Origin of the sequence: Streptomyces sp. NBC_00433 (assembly GCA_036015235.1) — a bacterium.
Taxonomy (GTDB): Bacteria; Actinomycetota; Actinomycetes; order Streptomycetales; family Streptomycetaceae; genus Actinacidiphila.
On the sequence record CP107926.1, the window covers coordinates 8662582 to 8679197 of the forward strand.

Sequence of the window (16616 nt, forward strand, 5' to 3'; positions counted from 1 at the left end):
TCCGATTGGATTGGGGTCGGGCCGTGCGAGAGTATGGTCACGGATTTCCTCGTGACTATATGGATTTTATGAGTGTGTACGGGGAGGGAGTCTTCGATGACTTCGTGTCGGTGAATGCTCCCTTCCCGGACGCCTACCCCGACGACCCCGACTCCAGTGTCCGAGGCGCAACGGCGAACGCCCGACTCATGGGAGAGGAGGATGAGTATGACGCTTCAGAGTTGCTGGTCGGGTGGGCGGACACGGTGGATGCAAATGTGCTGTGTTGGCGGATGACCGGCCCGGATCCGGATCGATGGACCACGGTGATCTTCGGCGCCGGTGATCCGTGGACCGAATTGGACTGCGGCATGGTCGAATTGCTCTGTCGTTGGGCCACCAATCGCATTCCATATTTCGGGGTTGCCCAGATGGAACTTCCATACCAAGGCAGTCGATTCCTGCGCAGCCGCGACATTAAAAGTCTTCGCCGTCAGGGTGTTGATGCGTGGGGGGGCGATCCGGCGACCTAAAAATGATCTGCTGGGCGTTACGTTTCCGTCGCGCAAGAAGGAGTGCGAGTGGTTTTGAAAAATTTGCTCCAGCTTGTCGCACCGCCAACCGCCACTAATTATGCGGTCGACTGGAGACGAGTAGCCCATGAATATAGGCATGGCTTCCCGAGGGATTATGTCGAATACGCTGACCGATATGGTGAAGGCGTCTTTGATGGATTCCTCAATGTGTTTCTCCCGTTTTCTGAGACGTACTTGAACGACCCTTCGAGTGAAGTTCGCGGAATAACAGCCGATGTGCGGCTGTCCTGCCTGATCGCGCGGCTCACGGGGGAGGTCGCGGGTGTGCGCAGTGGCGTGCGGGATGTGTACTGCGAGCCGGATGAGCTGGTCGGGTGGGGGCTCACGGTGGAGTCCGATGTGCTGTGCTGGCGGATGACGGACAGTGATCCGGACCGGTGGACCACAGTTGTCTGGAGGAGGCAGGTGCCCCCGCCGGCTTCGTGGATCGAGCTGGACTTCGGCATGGGGGAGCTGCTGTCTTGTTGGGCCGGCGATGACATTCCTGGCTTCGGGGTGTCCCAGTTGGGCCGGCCGTACCGTGGCAGCCGGTTTCTGCGGTTCGGTGATGAGCGCCGGATGCGTGCCCAGGGTATGGATCCGTGGGGTCCGGATCCCGTGGGCTGAGAGCGGGGCCGGGGGCGTCGTATCCATGAGCGTGAGGGTGCTCGTCGAGTTGGGGCGAGTGGGAGGTGGAGTGGCGTGAGCGGCCACAAGGGGCGGCTGGCGGGGGTATTTTCGGCGGCCGGTGGGGTGGCGGTCGTGCTGGTGGCGTTCCAGCAGGACGGGTCGGGGGCGGTGCTGCTCGGGATCCTGGGCGGGTTGGCGGTGATGGTCGCCGTGCAGCCGGTGGGGGCGCTGGTCGGACTGGCGGTTGTGGTGGCGGGTGGTGGTCGGGTGGGGCGGGTGGTGGTGGGGTCAGGTCCTCGGGTCGGGGCTGTGGTGGTGGGGCGGGCAGTGGTGGATGTGCGGTGGGTGCCGGTCGTCGTGGGGTTTCGGCTGCGTCGGGCGTCGGCCGGTCGCGTGGGGCTGGGGTTTCGTAGGTTCGCCGCGGTGTCGGGGCCGGTTGTGGCGGCGATGGTGCTGGTCTTGGTCGTACCGGCTCCGTACGGCTGGGCGGTCGGGGTCGGGGGCGGATTCGCACTGCTGGCACTGCTGTTCACTCCGGGGGCGGCCCCTCGAGGGTACGCATCTGCAGCGTGAGGGGTCAGAGGAAGATGCCGGTGCAGCCGAGGGAATAGCTGCCCGGCCGGGGGCAGAAGGCCAGGCCGTGGGGGGTTGGCGCAATGCACACGGGTAGGGCGCTCCAGGGTTGGCAGAGGCTACGTATGGTTGGGATGGCAGATTTCTGGTGCGGTGTTTGTCCGCTTGCTACAGCCGCGTTGCCAGGGGAATCGGTGTCAGCGGCTGGCGTACTCGTGGAGCGAGCAGTCGTCCCTCGGTCCGCGGGTGTCGGATGGCCTGGCCGACTCGACGCTGGTTCTATGACGTTGCTGCCGGTGCTCCGAGAACGCTGCAAGGGGAGCGCGAGGGGAGCGCGGACGCCTTTGGACGCGGCAGTATGAGACGGCATCAGGGGATCGGGCACGTGTCTCTTGACCAGCCAAAACAGGATCCGGCGGCACTCCGTGGCATGGTGCGTCACGAACGCTCGCGTACTCGTAATGCGTAGGTCTCGGGTTCGAATCCCGAAGGCGGCTCACCAAAACCCCAGGTGTGAAAGCGCGCAAGACCTGAGCGACTGACGGCGGCGGAGCCGCCCCGCTTCCCACCCCACGACGAGAGGGGCAGCACCCCCAAAGGTGCCCCTTCGCGTCACCCCCGGCCCGAGAGCGTTGGCGACAGCTTCCAGCCCAAGGACATTCGCGTCCTTGACCAGTTACGACATCGTGCGGCTCGATCAGCTCGTTCGCCAACTCGGTTGCGTCCGAGCCTGTGAGAACGCGGTGGATCACAAGGCTCGGGTCCGATTGCGGTGCTTCGCTCAGTGCGTCCGCGCCTTCTCCGCCAACGATGATCAGGTGGAACAGTCCGGCCTTGGCAGCGGCTTTGCCGACCTGCTGATGCCGGTACAAGGCTTCTGGTCCCCGTTCCGCCATGCGTTCGAGGACCGCCAGCCTTCGATGACCGACGCCGATGTCGGCCAGCCACTTCTTGCCCAGTCCGGGATGCCGCCCATGCCGGCCACGACGTCGACGACAAGCTGCTCGGACCACCCCCGCCTGCGCGGGGAGAACGGTAGCGCGCCGACTTGATGACGGCCATGGTGCTTCAGCTCACTCATCGGGCTGTCCAGATGTCGCAAAAACGGCCGTGCGGCTCGCAGCCCCGAGACAGCGTGGACCTATGGAATCGATCCTTGGGACACTCATCGCGGTAATCGGAACGCTCGCGGGCGCCGTTGTATCGACGCTTGTCCAGTCCCGCCAGAACAGGGCATCTGACGAGCGGGCCTCCTCTCAGCAGGTCCGACAGGAGCGGCTCGCCGCCTACAGCGGATTCGCGACGGCCATCGCCACCCTCCGAGGTGCAGAGATCCAGCGGTGGATAGCCAAACACGACCATGGCGCCGACTCTGCGGCGTACGCGGAGGCCAAGGCAGAGAACTTCCGAGCTCGTACGGCGGCACGCAGTGCTCTCACCCAGGTACAACTGCTGATAGAGGATGAAGAATTGCTCGCCGCGGGCCGCCGCACGCTGGGGGTGACCATCATCATCCACGAAGGGAGCGAGGTCGCCCTCATGCAGGAAGACGCCGACGCGTCACGGCACGGACTTGATGTCTTCCTTTCCCTTGCGTCTCGTAAAGGGGGGATCTTGCGGCCAGCACCTATGCCCATGGCCGGATAGTGATCACGTGCCGGTGAGTGCGAGTACCCAGTCCCTGTCGTGGCGCAGGCCACCGCCGGTCTACTGCCGCAACCGCTGCTCACCAATGCCGCGCTGCTGTCCGCGCTCGCCCGCCTCGATCCCGGCGCCGGCGTCGACCAGCTGGCGTACGCGGCCCGCCGAGTGTTCCTCACCCGCGCCGCTGGAGGGACGTCACGAGCGCCGACCGCAGTGTCGCGGCGTGGGTGACGGTGTCAGCCGCTGGGACCCGGGTGGAGACGCTAACGGTCGGCGGCCGGGTCCACGTCGACGTCCGGGCGCCGCTCGGAGAGCTGGAGCCGGAAGACGAGTTCGACGACTACAAACCGGTCTGCGACTGCCCCAGGGTTCCGAGCGACTGGTGTCAGGCGTGCGCTGGTTGCGCGGCCTGCGGGAGTGCACCCACCGCCAGGGCCGGGCGTAACGCTGACGGAGAGTGAGCGTTACACCAGCCCGAGAGCCAGGCGCCGCGCGTTTTTCACATCGCCCAACACCTGACATCGAACAAACAGCAGATCAGCGCGGCTCTCGTTACACCACCACCGCGCCGACGTAGTGGCCAGGAAGTGTCCGCTTCTCGTGCTGATCTGGCTCCCAGAAGGCCGATTAGGCTCCATCCGTGCAGAACGTGCCAGTGTCACGTCCCGTTGATCTCACCGAATGTGAGCACCTGAGTCACCTTGTCGGGGCAGACCTGGGCGGCCGTCATGCCGCTCTGCGGCCGCCATTCCTGATATCGGGTTGGTGGTACTACCCAAGTCGATGCTGGACCTCAGCCATCCCGCTCTGACACGTTTTTGAAGTCGCCCCGCGAGGTGCGGCCGACTCCTCCTCCAAGGGAGAGTCGCGCCGTCTTGCTGTCCGATGGCGCCCGACTCCCCGGAAGGGGTGGAGGTCCCCGCGACCACGCGACGGGCCTGGACACCGGGGCCCGGCTGGGCCTCCTTGAGCCGAAGGGCCGGCGATGACCGGACAGATAGACCTCGCCTTCCTCGTCTTCCTGATGCTGAGCGGCGCCGCGGTGTACGGGGCGTACCGCAATGAACGGCTGGGAGCCGCCCTGATGGTCGGCATGGGCGTCATGACACTGCTGTACCTGGTGGTGGCCAACTCCAGCCCGGCCCCCCAGCCGGTTGCACCCCCTTCCCCAGCCATCACCACAGACCACCCCCGCCTGCGCGGGGAGAACTCGACACCGGCTGCCGTGCCGAGTGCGATCTGCGGACCACCCCCGCCTGCGCGGGGAGAACCCGTGGGTGGTGACGATGTTGACGCCGACGACCGGACCACCCCCGCCTGCGCGGGGAGAACCTCGGCGGTCACTCCCTGGCCGTGAACGCGTACGGACCACCCCCCGCTGCGCGGGGAGAACGACGAGGACGTGCAGGAACTCGTCAGCATGATCGGACCACCCCCGCCTGCGCGGGGAGAACGAGGAGTCGTGGACGATTCCGCACTCCTGGGACGGACCACCCCCGCCTGCGCGGGGAGAACGCGATGGTCTCGACATTGACGTGGTCGGTCTGCGGACCACCCCCGCCTGCGCGGGGAGAACCAGTCCACCTTCTTCGCCGCAGCGGTGGTCGGCGGACCACCCGCCTGCGCGGGGAGAACGCCGACGCGCCACAGCGCTCGCCCGACGTGAGCGGACCACCCCCGCCTGCGCGGGGAGAACTCGGCGGTCTGGTTGCGGTAGGCCCACAGATCCGGACCACCCCCGCCTGCGCGGGGAGAACGCCGTCGTCCAGCGGGCTGGCAGTGCCGGATCCGGACCACCCCCGCCTGCGCGGGGAGAACACCCCGGACCGTGGCGCGGTCGCGGGGTACTCCGGACCACCCCCGCCTGCGCGGGGAGAACCGGCCGCCCTGCTGCTCTTGGCCGCCGCAGGCCGGACCACCCCGCCTGCGCGGGGAGAACTGAAGTCGCCGTGGGGCACCAAGACGATCAGCCGGACCACCCCCGCCTGCGCGGGGAGAACCCCTCTACCACCTGCGGGTTTAGAGAGGGTTTGCAATCCCTTGACTCGGCAACCGCAGGCTCATGAGATGAGTCTGGCAGAAGCCGGAGCACATACGTTGAGGGGGCAGTACGGGGAGGGCCTGAGGGGTGTGCGCGGTGTTGCTGTTGCCACTGAATGACCGTCGAGTCTCCAGCCCCGAACGGCTCCCGCGGAAGGCTCGGGCTCGCTGGAGCGTCGTGTCAGGGACGGTGCCGGCGCCGGCTTTCGCCAGGGACTTTTCAGGGACTTTCAGCTCTGTCGGAGGGACTTCCGAGGGACTTTTTGCTCCACAAGCCTGGGAGGCTCCGACAGAGCTGAAAGACGAGAAGGGGTCTGGTGCAGGGCTGCGGGATCAGCACTCGATGACGTTGATCGCGAGGCCGCCGCGGGCGGTCTCCTTGTATTTGACCTTCAAGGGGTCGCGGAGCCACGGGTCACCTCAGCTCGAGCTGAAGTGCCCCGTCGCGGCGCTGCGAACGGGGAGCAGAGGCAGTGGTCTTTGCGCGAGCGGAGATTGCCCGTCATGCGTAGAAGCCGGTCGACGGTTGGCGCTGGTGCTCTCTGGGCGAGTGGAGGCGGTCCAGTGATTGTTCCGGGAAGGGCCCAGCGTGGTTTTGTGCGAGTGTGCGACCTTCAGTCCCCCTGACAGTTGGCTGTGCGCCGGGTGCTCGGTGACCGTCATCCCTGCGGATCTGCGGCCCTTTATCGGGATTCGGCGGCTCGTCCAAATCCGCTGTGAAGATGCACGGTGCTGGCCATCCGGGCGGATCTGCTTGGAGCGGGTCGACGAAGTAGGGGAGATGCTCATGCCGACGGCGCAGTTTATGGACGCCAAAGAGACGGCCGAGTACTTGAACATGTCGGTCCAGTGGGTGTATCGCGAGGCGCCGCGGGTGGGGTTGGTGCCGTACAAGTTCGGGAGGGGGATGAATGCGAAGATCCAGTTCAAGGTTTCCGAGGTACAGGCATGGGTCAGGCAGCGGCGGACTGCCGGCTGATCTCGTGGTGCCGACGGGCCCTCTTTCCTTGGCTAGGGCAGGAGGGCCCGCCCTTGGTTATGCGGCCAGGCCGAGGTCCAGGATCTTGGCGGCCTTGTTGATCGAGCCGGGCATCAGGTGGCGGTAGATCCTGAAGGTGATGTCGAGGCTCCGGTGGCCCATCCACTCGGCGACGTCGGTGATGGGTATGCCGTGGGAGAGGCAGTTCGAGGCGAAGAAGTGGCGGAAGCCGTAGAGGGTCATGCCGTCAGGAACCTCGACGGCTCCGGACTTCTTGATGCGCTGCCACTGGTTGGACAGGCAATAGTACGGATACGGCTGGCCGGAGTCGCGCGGGTGGCGCAGCAGGTACCCGTCTACGGTGCTGTGGGTGTCCGCGTACTGCTGGATGGATTTGCGGACCCTGGCGGGCAGGGGGACGTCCCGGTACTCGCCCGTCTTGCGGTGCTTGAGCCTGGCGTAGGTGTTGGTGGTCTGGTTGACCTGCTCGCGGACGCGGTAGGTGGCGTCGGCGACGATGTTGTCGAGGTGGACCGCGGCTGCTTCGCCGTTGCGCAGGCCGCAGCCGCTCATAAGCTCGGCGATCAGGCCGAAGGCGTCATCGCCTACCGTGCGCAGACCATCGAGCTGGGCCAGGGACGGGATCACCGCACGGCTCGGGTCGTATTGCGGGGGCTGGACGCCGTCCAGTGGGCTGTCGTCGTAGAGGCCGAGCCGGTGGGCGTCGAGAAGGATCGCCTTGAGCTTGTCGAAGGTGTTGGACTGTGTCGCCAGACCTACGCCGCTTCGCTCCATGGACTGGATGAAGGCGTCGACGACTTTGTGGTCGAAGCTGCTCATCCGGCGGCTCGCGAACGCCGGCAGCAGGTGGTGTTTGAGGAGGGAGTCCAGGTGCCGAAGTGAGCCGTCGGCGAGGTGGCGCTGACCAGCGCGCCACTCGGCCGCGAAGTCGGCGAACTGCATGGGGCCGTACTTGCGGATGCGTTCTGCCTTGCTCCGGTTGTGGGTCTGCGACTTCTTGGCGCGGAAGATGTCGGTGAGCCGCTCGATGGCGGCGTCCTGGCTGGTGAAGCCGGATTCCTCGACCTGTTTGCCGGAGGCGTCGCGGCACCTGATCTTGTAGGTGTGGGGGCACTTCGACCAGCGCGAGGCGGGGTGCTCGCACTCCTTGAAGAACGCGCCCATTCCATGGGGCAGTGCCTTGGTGGCCATCTCTGTTCGACTCCTCGGCGTCCAGTGCTGACGTTTTGCTGACCGCCGAGGGTGGTTCACCCTCCTGAGCTGGGAAGAGTCCCCAACTGTGTGGTATGTGGTGGAACTTCATAGGGAGATCCGCGCCCTTTATCAGAATTCCGCGGTGGGCCCAAACCGCGGGTGATCCCCCATGGTGCGTGTTCAACACTGCTACTTGGGGAGGTCAATGTGGAGCGTCGCGGGGCAGCGGATTCCATGAGTTCGGCGGGTACACGCACGTCACAGGTGGCGGAAGAGGTGCCGGTGTGCAACTCCGCTGGCAGTTCTGGTGATGCCGAATGGATTGACGGGTTTCTCAGTTGTGCCCCTGATCTCGAGGACGTGGAGGTGGCGCAGTTGCGTTGGATGATCTATCGCTTGGCGTCCTGAGGCCGCCTGGTGGCCCCCTGCGCCAGGGGGCCACCAGGGGGTCAGGCCGCGATTTCCTGCGGGCTCCTCCAGGTGGGGTGCAGGCGTTCGCGGAGGCGCTGGGTGCGGGTACTTCCGGGGGTATTGGCTGGTGGCAGGACGGTCACTGCGTGGAGGTAGCGGCGCAGGAGGGCGCGGCGCTGGTTGACCGTGCCTTTGCGCCAATCCGATGCTTCGACAGTGTGTGTGCTCGGGCGGCGAGAGGAATCGGCTGCTGCCAGGGCGTCCTGGAGGCCGGATATCTTCCGGTTGATTGCGGCGACCAGGTGGAAGAAGTCCTCTTCGGTCAGACCGGTCTCGGCGAGGTTGCCGGTTGTCCAGCGGTCGACCAGGTTCTGCTTGCGGGTGAGCTCACCGGCCAGGGTGGCTTGGAGGTCGGTGAGGATGTCGGCGTGTGCGGGGGCGCTGTCCTGTGGTGCGGGACTGGTCAGGAGCTGGGTGAAGTAGGCGGTCATGGCCTCTTCGACGGCCTTCTCGGCGGGTTCGGCGCTGATGGAGGTGCTCGCGCATCCGCCGTGTGCGGAGGGCGGGCAGCGGTAGGTGCGGCGGTTCTCCCTGGGGGAGCGGTGGCCGACCAGGCCGCGTTGGCATTTGCCGCAGCGCAGGATGCCTGAGAGCAGGTACTTGGCGGAGACGGCGGGCCGATTGCTTCCGGCTGGGATGCCGGCGTTCTGGCGGCGCAGTTGCAGCTCGAACTGGACCTGGGACCACTGGCGGGGGTCGATGATGCGGTCCCAGCTGCCGAGGAGCGGGTGGCCGTTGTCGTCGAACAGGACGCGGGACCAGCCGTCCCAGTCGGTGGCGGGGTCGACGCGGTGCTTGCCGCCGTAGGAGACCATGCCGGCGCAGCGGGGGTTGCGCAACATCTTGTTGATCATGGTCGAAGACCAGGTGCGAGCCTCGGGCGGTGGGACATCACGCCGGTTGAGGTCGGTGGCCATGCTGTAAGCGGTCTCGCCCAGGAGGCAGCCCGCAAAGATGCCCTCGACGACGGCCGCCTCCACGTCGAGCAGCCTGCCCTTGTTCACCCCCCCCTGCGGATCCAGCCGTAGGCGATGCGGCCCTGGATCCTGCCCTGCTGGGCCGCGGCCAGGTGCATGCGGGCGACACGGCGGGAAGTGTCCTCGGAGGATTTCAGGGCCATCACGCACATCATGCGGGCCATGTGCCGGTCGTTGTCGTTGATCAGATTCATTCGGCCGCCGGTGGCACCGATCGCGGGCCGCTGGACGTATTCGATGATGTCGATCAGGTCTTCGAGGTCGCGTGGCTGGCGGACCAGGCGGTCCAGGTCGTAGAAGACGACCCCGTCGATGACCCCGGCTGCCAGGTCGGCCAGCAGTTGGCGGAACTTGGGCCGGATGACCACCCAGTCGATCGAGCCGTCGGGACGGACGACCTTGCGTTTCTTGAACGCCGAGGTGTCGTTCTCCCGGTAGACCTTCGCGAACCGGCTCCACCGCAAGCGATGCCGGGTGTCCTCGGCGTCGTCGCTCTGCCGGTCGACACCTGCCTCCAGGCCGAAGCGGTTCGAGGAGATCCGCACGTACGCCCCGGGCCGCTTGGGAACGTAGGCGGACAGCTGGTCGAACAGGTTGAGGGTGACGCCGCGGCCTCGTGTCTGCGGCGGGATCGCCAGGTCGTCCCACGGGGACAGGATCGTGGTCATGAGTTCAGCTCCGGGTACTCGTGCCGTCCGGCGCCGGGCAGGCTTTCCGCGGGCGCGGGGTTCGGCGGTGCCGCGATCCGCTGTGGGGCTTCGCGGGGCCGTGTGGATACTGGGGCCATGCGAATCGATTTCGACCCGGCCGAGCTGGACCGCAACACCTTCTACCGGCTGCTCACCGCGACGGTCGTGCCGCGGCCGATCGCCTGGGTGTCCACGACCTCGGCGGCGGGGACCGACAACCTCGCCCCGCACAGCTTCTTCTCGGTGTCCTGCGTGAGTCCGCCGGTGGTGCAGTTCACCTCGGTGGGGCGGAAGGACTCGGTGCGCAATGTCGAGGAGACCGGGCAGTTCGTGGTCAACCTCGCGCCCGAGCACCTGTTCGAGGAGATCAACGCGACCGGGACCGAATTCCCGCACGGGGTCAGCGAGTTCGACGAGGTCGGGATCGCCAGGGAGCCGAGCCTGCGGGTCAAGCCGCCGCGGGTCGCCGCGTCGCCGGTCGCGTTGGAGTGCGAACTGCACAGCACGGTCAGGCTGGGGGACTCCACCGTCGTCTTCGGGCGGGTCGTCCACGCGGCCGTGTCCGAGGCCGTGCTGACCGACGGGCACCCGGATGTGCACAAGCTGCGGCCGCTGGCCCGGCTGGGCAAGGACGAGTGGAGCACCCTCGGCGAGGTGCTGGAGATCAAGCGGATCTCCGTGCAGGAGTGGCAGGAAGGCCGTCGTCGCTGACCTCGGGGGCCGGCGCGGTCGCGTCGGCCGCGGTACGGGAACGGGCGCGCGCGCCGCGGGCGACCACCGCCGCGGCCACGCCCGTCACCCCCAGGAAGCCCAGCGCCAGCAGGAAGACCGGTGAGGTCGGGGAGGCGGCGCGGCTGCCGGCCACCACGTAGGCGGCGGTGTTCGCGGCGCTGCCCGCCGCTGTCGCGGTGAGGAAGGGCAGCAGCCGGATACGGGAGACCGCCGCCGCGTAGTTCGCGGCGGCGAAGGGCACGCCGGGGAAGAGCCGCAGCGCGAGCGTGCTGCGGAAGCCGTGCCGGCTCAACTGCCGGTCCAGCGACAGCGCGACCCGGCCGCGCAGCAGCGGGCGCAGCGCGTCCCGGCCGAGGAAGCGTCCGAGCAGGAAGGCCAGGCCGGCGCCGAGCACCGTGCCGCCGATCGCGGCGGGCAGCCCGGCGTGGATGCCGTAGAGGGCCCCGGCCGCGGCATTGAGCAGCGGGCGGGGCACGAAGGCGACGGTGCACAGGCCGTACGCGACGGCGAAAAGCAGCACCGCCGTACCGCCCGAGGTGTGCGGCTGCCAGCCGTGCGCGGTCATCAGCCGCTGCGGGTGCCAGGCCAGCACCGCCGCTCCGGCCGCCGCAAGCAGCAGCACGAGCACCGCGAACCTGGCCCACGGCGACAGCAGGGCGCGTGAGCAGCGGACGGCGAAGGCTACGCGGTGCGGCACCCCGGGAGCCTAACGCGATCCGACGCGCGAAGGTGCCGCGGGAGCCCCGAGGGCCGGCCGCCCGCGCCGTCACGGCCGGGCTGCGTCCGCACCGCGATCGACCGCCGGTGCTCGTACGGTGGCGCTGCCACGTGCCGCCGGCGCCCTACGCCCCCTCCGCCGTCGCCGACTCCCGCCCCTCGACCGGAACCGGCTGCGGAACCGGCTGCGGAACCGGCTGCGGAACGGAAACCGGCGCCGCGGCCACCGCACCGGACGGCGTACCCCGGTCCAGGACCCCCGCCGTGATCGCCACCGCCAGTCCCACCACCGTGAGCACCGCGCCGACCAGCGCGGGGGAGGTCCAGCCCCAGCCGGCGGAGATGGCGGCGCCGCCGAGCCAGGCGCCGCCGGCGTTCGCGAGGTTGAAGGCGGAGTGGTTGGAGGCGGAGGCGAGGGTGGGAGCGCGGCGGGCCTTGTTCATCACCAGCATCTGGAGCGGGGTGGTGGTCATGAAGCCGACGGCGCCCAGCACCAGGACGGCGACAGGGGCGGTCACCTTGGACTGGGCGGCGTAGTGGAAGCCGACCAGGACGACGGCGAGCGCGGCCAGCGAGCCGTAGAGGGTGGGTCGCAGGGCCCGGTCGGTGAGGGGGCCGGCGGCGAGCGCGCCGAGGGTCATGCCGATGCCGAACAGCGCGAGCAGGATCGTCACGGTGGCGTCGGAGTAACCGGTGACCTCGGTCATCATCGAGGCGAGGTAGCTGTAGACGGCGAAGACCCCGGCGAAGCCGAACACCGCGGTCAGCAGGCCGAGCAGCACCTGCGGTTCGCGCAGCGCCCGCAGTTCCCTGACGAGCCCGGGCGGCTCCTCCTCCGCCTGCCGCGGCACCAGCAGGGCGAGCGCGGCCAGCGAGAGCAGGCCGATCACGGTCACCACCAGGAAGGTGGCCCGCCAGCCCAGGTGCTGGCCGAGCAGGGTGGCGGCGGGCACGCCGACGATGTTCGCGATCGTCAGGCCGAGGAACATCGCGGCGACCGCCCGCGCCCTGCGGTCCTCCGCGACCAGCCGGGACGCCACGACCGCGCCGACGCCGAAGAAGGCGCCGTGCGGCAGCCCGGCGAGGAAGCGACCGGCCAGCAGCGTGCCGTAGCCGGGGGCGACGGCGGAGGCGGCGTTGCCGACGGTGAAGAGCGCCATCAGCAGCAGGAGCATCCGCTTGCGCGGGATCCGCGCGCCGAGCCCGGTGAGCAGCGGGGCGCCGACGACGACGCCGATCGCGTACGCGGACACCAGATAGCCTGCGGTGGGTACCGACGTGCCGAGGTCGTCGGCGACGTCGGGCAGCAGGCCCATCATCATGAATTCCGTGGTGCCGATACCGAAGGCGCTCACCGCGAGGGCGAGGATGGCCAGGGGCATGGAGCTTCCTTCGAACGGGTCGGGCTGCGGGTGGGGCTGCGGCGGGCGGGGCCCGAGACGGACGGGGACGGGACGGCGGGCCGCCGCTCGGGCGGGCGTCTAAGTTCACCGACGGAACAAATCCTCTCACCTCGCGGAACCCCCCACGTCACCGGCAGGTGACGACCACCCGACATCCGGGCGTCGCCCGTATCGCAGAAGTCCGCATGCGCGACGACGGGCCCGTCCAACCGCCCCGGCCCCTAAAACCCTTCGACGCGGCCCGGCCCGCCCGCCATGATCGGGGCATGTTCCGGCTCGCCTTCCTCGCAGACGCCACCGCAGCAGCGGTCGCGTCGAAGGCTGCCTGCGCCGCCCCGGCCGCATCCGCCGCCCAGGCGCTCCGGAACGCATCCTTCGACGGCGCCCGACGCTGACCCTCCCCGGACCGACGTCCGATGGGACCCCGCACGGGGAGGGTCGGCCAGGCCCAGGGGTCCACGACAGAACTCGGCGTCCCAGGAGGAGACACCGTCATGTCCAAGCAGGCGTACGTCCGCAGCAAGCCGCATCTGAACATCGGCACCATGGGTCATGTCGACCACGGCAAGACCACCCTCACGGCGGCCATCACCAAGGTCCTCGCCGACCGGGGCAGAGGCACCTTCGTGCCGTTCGACCGGATCGACCGGGCGCCTGAGGAGGCGGCCCGCGGCATCACCATCAGCATCGCGCACGTCGAGTACGAGACCGCCACCCGGCACTACGCCCACGTGGACATGCCGGGCCACGCCGACTACGTCAAGAACATGATCATCGGTGCGGCCCAGCTGGACGGCGCGATCCTGGTCGTCTCGGCGCTCGACGGCGTCATGCCGCAGACCGCGGAGCATGTGCTGCTCGCCCGGCAGATCGGGGTGCGGCACATCGTCGTGGCGCTGAACAAGGCGGACGCCGGCGACCCCGAGCTGACCGACCTGGTGGAGCTGGAGGTGCGCGAGCTGCTCACCGCGCACGGCTACCCCGGCGAGGAGCTGCCGGTCGTGCGGGTCTCCGGGCTGCGCGCGCTGGAGGGCGACCCGCGCTGGACGGCCGCGACCGGCGAGCTGCTGGACGCGATCGACGCCTACGTGCCGGTGCCGGTGCGCTACACGCGGGCGCCGTTCCTGGTGTCGGTGGAGAACGTCATGACCATCACCGGGCGCGGCACCGTCGTGACCGGCGCGGTCGAGCGCGGGACGGTGGCGCCCGGCGACCGGGTGCAGCTGCACACGGCCGCGGGGGAGGTGCTGACCAGCGTGGTCACCGGACTTGAGACCTTCGGCAGGCCGATGGACTCGGCGCAGGCCGGTGACAACGTGGCGCTGCTGCTGCGCGGTGTGCAGCGCGGCCAGGTGCGGCGCGGCGACATCGTCGCGGCGCCGGACAGCGTCGCACCGCACCGCCGCTTCACCGCGCGCGTCTACATCGTGCCCGCGGCGGAGGGCGGCCGGCACACCCCGGTCGCCACCGGCTACCGGCCGCAGTTCTACATCCGCACCGCGGACGTGGTCGGCGACGTCGACCTCGGCCCGGCCGGGATGGCGCTGCCCGGTGACACGGCCGACGTCACCGTCGACCTCGGCCGCGCGCTGCCGCTGGAGCCGGGGCTCGGCTTCGCCATCCGCGAGGGCGGGCGCACGGTCGGCGCGGGCACGGTGACCGCGCTGCTCTGAGCCCTGCCGCTGCCCGGTACGTTGTCACGTACCGGGCAGCGGCAGGCCGATCACGCGGGCGGGCGACAATGGCCCGGTGAACGAGGACGAGGACCGGCCGGAGCCGGACGACGAGCGGGTGCCGGTGGTGCGGAACGTCGACTTCGGGACGGCCAGGCTGCTGCCCGACGTCGACCGCGACCGGGCCTGGCTGCTCACCGTCGACGGCGCGCCGCAGTCGTACGTGGACCTCGACGCCCCGCGGCACCTGGAGTTCGAGTACGTGCGGCGTATCGCTTACGCCGTCGAGGCCGCCTTCGGCCCGGGGGAGCCGCTGGACGCGGTGCACCTCGGCGGCGGGGCGATGACGCTGGCGCGCTGGCTCGCCGTCGAGCGGCCCGGCTCGCGCCAGCAGGTCGTCGAGGCGGACCGGCGGCTGGCCGCGCTGGTCGCGGAGGTCCTGCCCTTGCCCGACCCCGCGGTGACCGTGGACGTCGCCGACGCGCGGGCCTGGCTGGCGGACGCGGGCGCCGCGGGTGCGGACCTCGTGGTGGCCGACGTCTTCGGCGGCTCCCGGGTGCCCGCCGCGCTGACGTCGGTGGAATTCGTACGCGACGCGCTGCGCGTGCTGCGCCCGGACGGCGTCTACCTGGCCAACATCGCCGACGCCGCGCCCTTCGCCTTCCTGCGCTCGCAACTGGCCACCGTACGGGCGGCGCTGGCGGAAGGCGGCGACCTGTGCCTGATGGCGGAACCCGGGGTGCTGCGCGGCCGCCGCTACGGCAACGCGGTGCTGGTCGCGAGCCGCCGCCCGCTGCCGGTCGAGGAGCTGTCCCGGCTGTGCGCCGGCGACGCCTTCCCGGCCCGCGTCGTCCACGGCTCCGACCTGTCCCGCATGACCGGCGGCGCCCGCCCGGTCGACGACGCCTCTGCGACGGCCTCACCCCCGCCGCCGGAGGGCGCCTTCACGGTCGGCTGACCGGCCTCGGAACGTAGGGTGCCTGCGGACCTGGCGTCATGCCGCCGGGTCGGCCGCCACCGGGGTACGCACCTCCGGCGCGGCCGCCCGGTGCGGCCTGCGTTCCATCCGGCGGACGTCGGGCAGCAGCAGGACCGCGGCCGTCAGCAGGACGATCAGGCCCGCCGAGCCCCACAGCGCCCGGGTGCGGCCGAAGAGCGAGGCGGCCGGGCCTGCCAGGGCCAGGGCGACCGGGGTCAGCCCGACCGAGCCCATCCAGTCGAAGCCCGCGACCCGGGACATCAGGTCCTCGGGGATCTCCTGGTGCATGGCGAGCATCCAGTTGACCGCGAAGACCTCGATCGCCACCCCGCAGGCGAACATCACCGCGGCCAGCGCCCAGGCCGGCAGCACCAGCGCCAGCGCGACCGCGGGCAGGGCCGCCGGGAAGACGCAGAGCGTGCCCACGAGCAGGATGCGGCGCGGCCGCCAGCGCATCATCAGCACCGCGCCCACCGCCGTGCCCGCCCCGGCCGCGGCCAGCGCCAGGCCCCAGGGTCCGGCGCCGCCGAGGCGGTCCCTGGAGACCAGCGGCCCGTAGACCGCCTCGACCGCGGTGAACATGCCGTTCACGACGGCGAACTGCACCACGATGCTCCACAGCCAGGACGTGGACGCCACCACCTGCCAGCCCTCGCGCAGTTCACGCAGCATGCCGCCGGCCTTCGGCTCCCTGGGGGTGTGCGCGACGTCGATGCGGGACCGCATCGCCGCGGCCACGGCGAAGCCCGCCGCGTCGACCGCCAGCACCCAGCCGGCCCCGAACGCGGCGACCAGCGCGCCGCCCAGCGCGGCGCCGCCGATCCCCGCCGCGTTCGTCGCCAGCCGGTAGACGGAGATGGCCGGGCCCGCGCTCGCCGGCTCGACGGTGGACAGGACCAGGCCCTGGGCGGCGGGGGTGAAGAAGGCCACCGCGCCGCCGCCGACCGCGGTCAGCGCGGCCATCTGCCACAGCGTGGCGTGCCCGGTCAGCACGAGGACGGCGAAGAGCGCCTGCGAGCCGGCGTTGACCGCGTTGGAGACGGCCATCACGCGCTGCCGCGGCAGCCGGTCCGCGACCGCGCCGCCGACCAGCAGCAGCACCACCATCGCCAGGGTGCGGGCGGCGGCCACCAGGCCGACGTCGGTGGCGCTGCCGCCGGACTCGATGACCGCGAAGGCCGCGGCGATGGTGGCGCCGGAATTGCCGATGCCGGTGACGAACGACGCCCCCACCAGCAACCGGAAATTCCGCCCCGCCCAGGGCGGAAGGCGCAGCGGGCGGGCGTGGTCGTGTTCTGCCATCAGGGGACTATCGCCGACGCCCGGCGGACTGCCAAGCG

The 16616-nt window shown here is 69.8% G+C and carries 16 protein-coding genes and 1 CRISPR repeat array; of the genes, 10 read left to right on the top strand and 6 right to left on the bottom strand.

Translation table 11 applies throughout. From position 1 onward, the window contains the following. Positions 1 to 68 precede the first annotated feature (68 nt). The 7 genes from OG900_37520 (at position 69) to OG900_37550 (ending at position 6420) form a co-directional block, all read left to right on the top strand. A complete protein-coding gene (locus OG900_37520) occupies positions 69 to 512 on the top strand; it encodes a hypothetical protein (protein ID WUH95301.1) in 444 nt (147 codons plus the stop codon). Between the two features lie 48 nt (positions 513 to 560). Continuing rightward, positions 561 to 1181 (top strand): hypothetical protein, encoded by a 621-nt coding sequence (locus tag OG900_37525; protein WUH95302.1) that lies wholly within the window; start codon positions 561 to 563, stop codon positions 1179 to 1181. Positions 1182 to 1256: 75 nt separating this feature from the next. Beyond that, on the top strand, positions 1257 to 1757 hold the full coding sequence (locus OG900_37530) for a hypothetical protein (GenBank protein ID WUH95303.1): 501 nt from the start codon (positions 1257 to 1259) through the stop codon (positions 1755 to 1757). Between the two features lie 668 nt (positions 1758 to 2425). Beyond that, positions 2426 to 2809 carry a hypothetical protein gene (locus OG900_37535; GenBank protein ID WUH95304.1) on the top strand — a complete coding sequence of 128 codons (384 nt, stop codon included), beginning with the start codon at positions 2426 to 2428 and terminating at the stop codon, positions 2807 to 2809. Between the two features lie 91 nt (positions 2810 to 2900). Next, complete coding sequence (locus tag OG900_37540) at positions 2901 to 3404, top strand: hypothetical protein (GenBank protein WUH95305.1); 504 nt, start codon at positions 2901 to 2903, stop codon at positions 3402 to 3404. 39 nt (positions 3405 to 3443) lie between these two features. Then, entirely contained in the window at positions 3444 to 3632 is a 189-nt protein-coding gene (locus OG900_37545) for a hypothetical protein (GenBank protein WUH95306.1), read from the top strand. Positions 3633 to 4584: 952 nt separating this feature from the next. Beyond that, positions 4585 to 5401: direct repeats of the CRISPR family, unit length 21 nt; unit sequence CCCCGCCTGCGCGGGGAGAAC. 827 nt (positions 5402 to 6228) lie between these two features. Then, on the top strand, positions 6229 to 6420 hold the full coding sequence (locus tag OG900_37550) for a helix-turn-helix domain-containing protein (protein ID WUH95307.1): 192 nt from the start codon (positions 6229 to 6231) through the stop codon (positions 6418 to 6420). Between the two features lie 57 nt (positions 6421 to 6477). Here the strand turns inward: OG900_37550 and OG900_37555 are convergent, their stop codons facing one another. From OG900_37555 to OG900_37565, 3 genes are all read right to left on the bottom strand, one after another. Beyond that, entirely contained in the window at positions 6478 to 7632 is a 1155-nt protein-coding gene (locus tag OG900_37555; GenBank protein ID WUH95308.1) for a tyrosine-type recombinase/integrase, read from the bottom strand. A 452-nt stretch (positions 7633 to 8084) separates the two neighbouring features. After that, positions 8085 to 9110 carry a recombinase family protein gene (locus OG900_37560; protein WUH95309.1) on the bottom strand — a complete coding sequence of 342 codons (1026 nt, stop codon included), beginning with the start codon at positions 9108 to 9110 and terminating at the stop codon, positions 8085 to 8087. Beyond that, the gene (locus OG900_37565; GenBank protein WUH95310.1) at positions 9107 to 9751 is read right to left on the bottom strand and encodes a recombinase family protein; all 645 of its coding nucleotides are present in this window, start codon (positions 9749 to 9751) and stop codon (positions 9107 to 9109) included. Before OG900_37565 ends, OG900_37560 begins: the two co-directional genes overlap by 4 nt. Before the next feature lie 117 nt (positions 9752 to 9868). On the opposite strand from OG900_37565, the gene OG900_37570 reads away from it, so the two are divergent. After that, positions 9869 to 10483 carry a flavin reductase family protein gene (locus OG900_37570; protein WUH95311.1) on the top strand — a complete coding sequence of 205 codons (615 nt, stop codon included), beginning with the start codon at positions 9869 to 9871 and terminating at the stop codon, positions 10481 to 10483. Here OG900_37570 and OG900_37575 read toward each other — a convergent pair. Next, positions 10437 to 11201, bottom strand: a complete 765-nt coding sequence (locus OG900_37575) for a VTT domain-containing protein (protein ID WUH95312.1) — start codon at positions 11199 to 11201, stop codon at positions 10437 to 10439. The genes OG900_37570 and OG900_37575 overlap by 47 nt on opposite strands. A 145-nt stretch (positions 11202 to 11346) precedes the next feature. Continuing rightward, positions 11347 to 12603: an MFS transporter gene (locus OG900_37580; protein ID WUH95313.1), complete on the bottom strand. Its 1257-nt coding sequence runs from the start codon at positions 12601 to 12603 to the stop codon at positions 11347 to 11349. Positions 12604 to 13118: 515 nt separating this feature from the next. On the opposite strand from OG900_37580, the gene tuf reads away from it, so the two are divergent. Together tuf and OG900_37590 are read left to right on the top strand one after the other, a co-directional pair. Beyond that, entirely contained in the window at positions 13119 to 14297 is a 1179-nt protein-coding gene (gene tuf, locus OG900_37585; GenBank protein WUH95314.1) for an elongation factor Tu, read from the top strand. 76 nt (positions 14298 to 14373) lie between these two features. Next, entirely contained in the window at positions 14374 to 15255 is an 882-nt protein-coding gene (locus tag OG900_37590) for a fused MFS/spermidine synthase (GenBank protein ID WUH95315.1), read from the top strand. A gap of 36 nt (positions 15256 to 15291) precedes the next feature. On the opposite strand, the gene OG900_37595 is transcribed toward OG900_37590, so the two are convergent. Then, the gene (locus OG900_37595) at positions 15292 to 16578 is read right to left on the bottom strand and encodes an MFS transporter (GenBank protein WUH95316.1); all 1287 of its coding nucleotides are present in this window, start codon (positions 16576 to 16578) and stop codon (positions 15292 to 15294) included. Positions 16579 to 16616 lie beyond the last annotated feature (38 nt).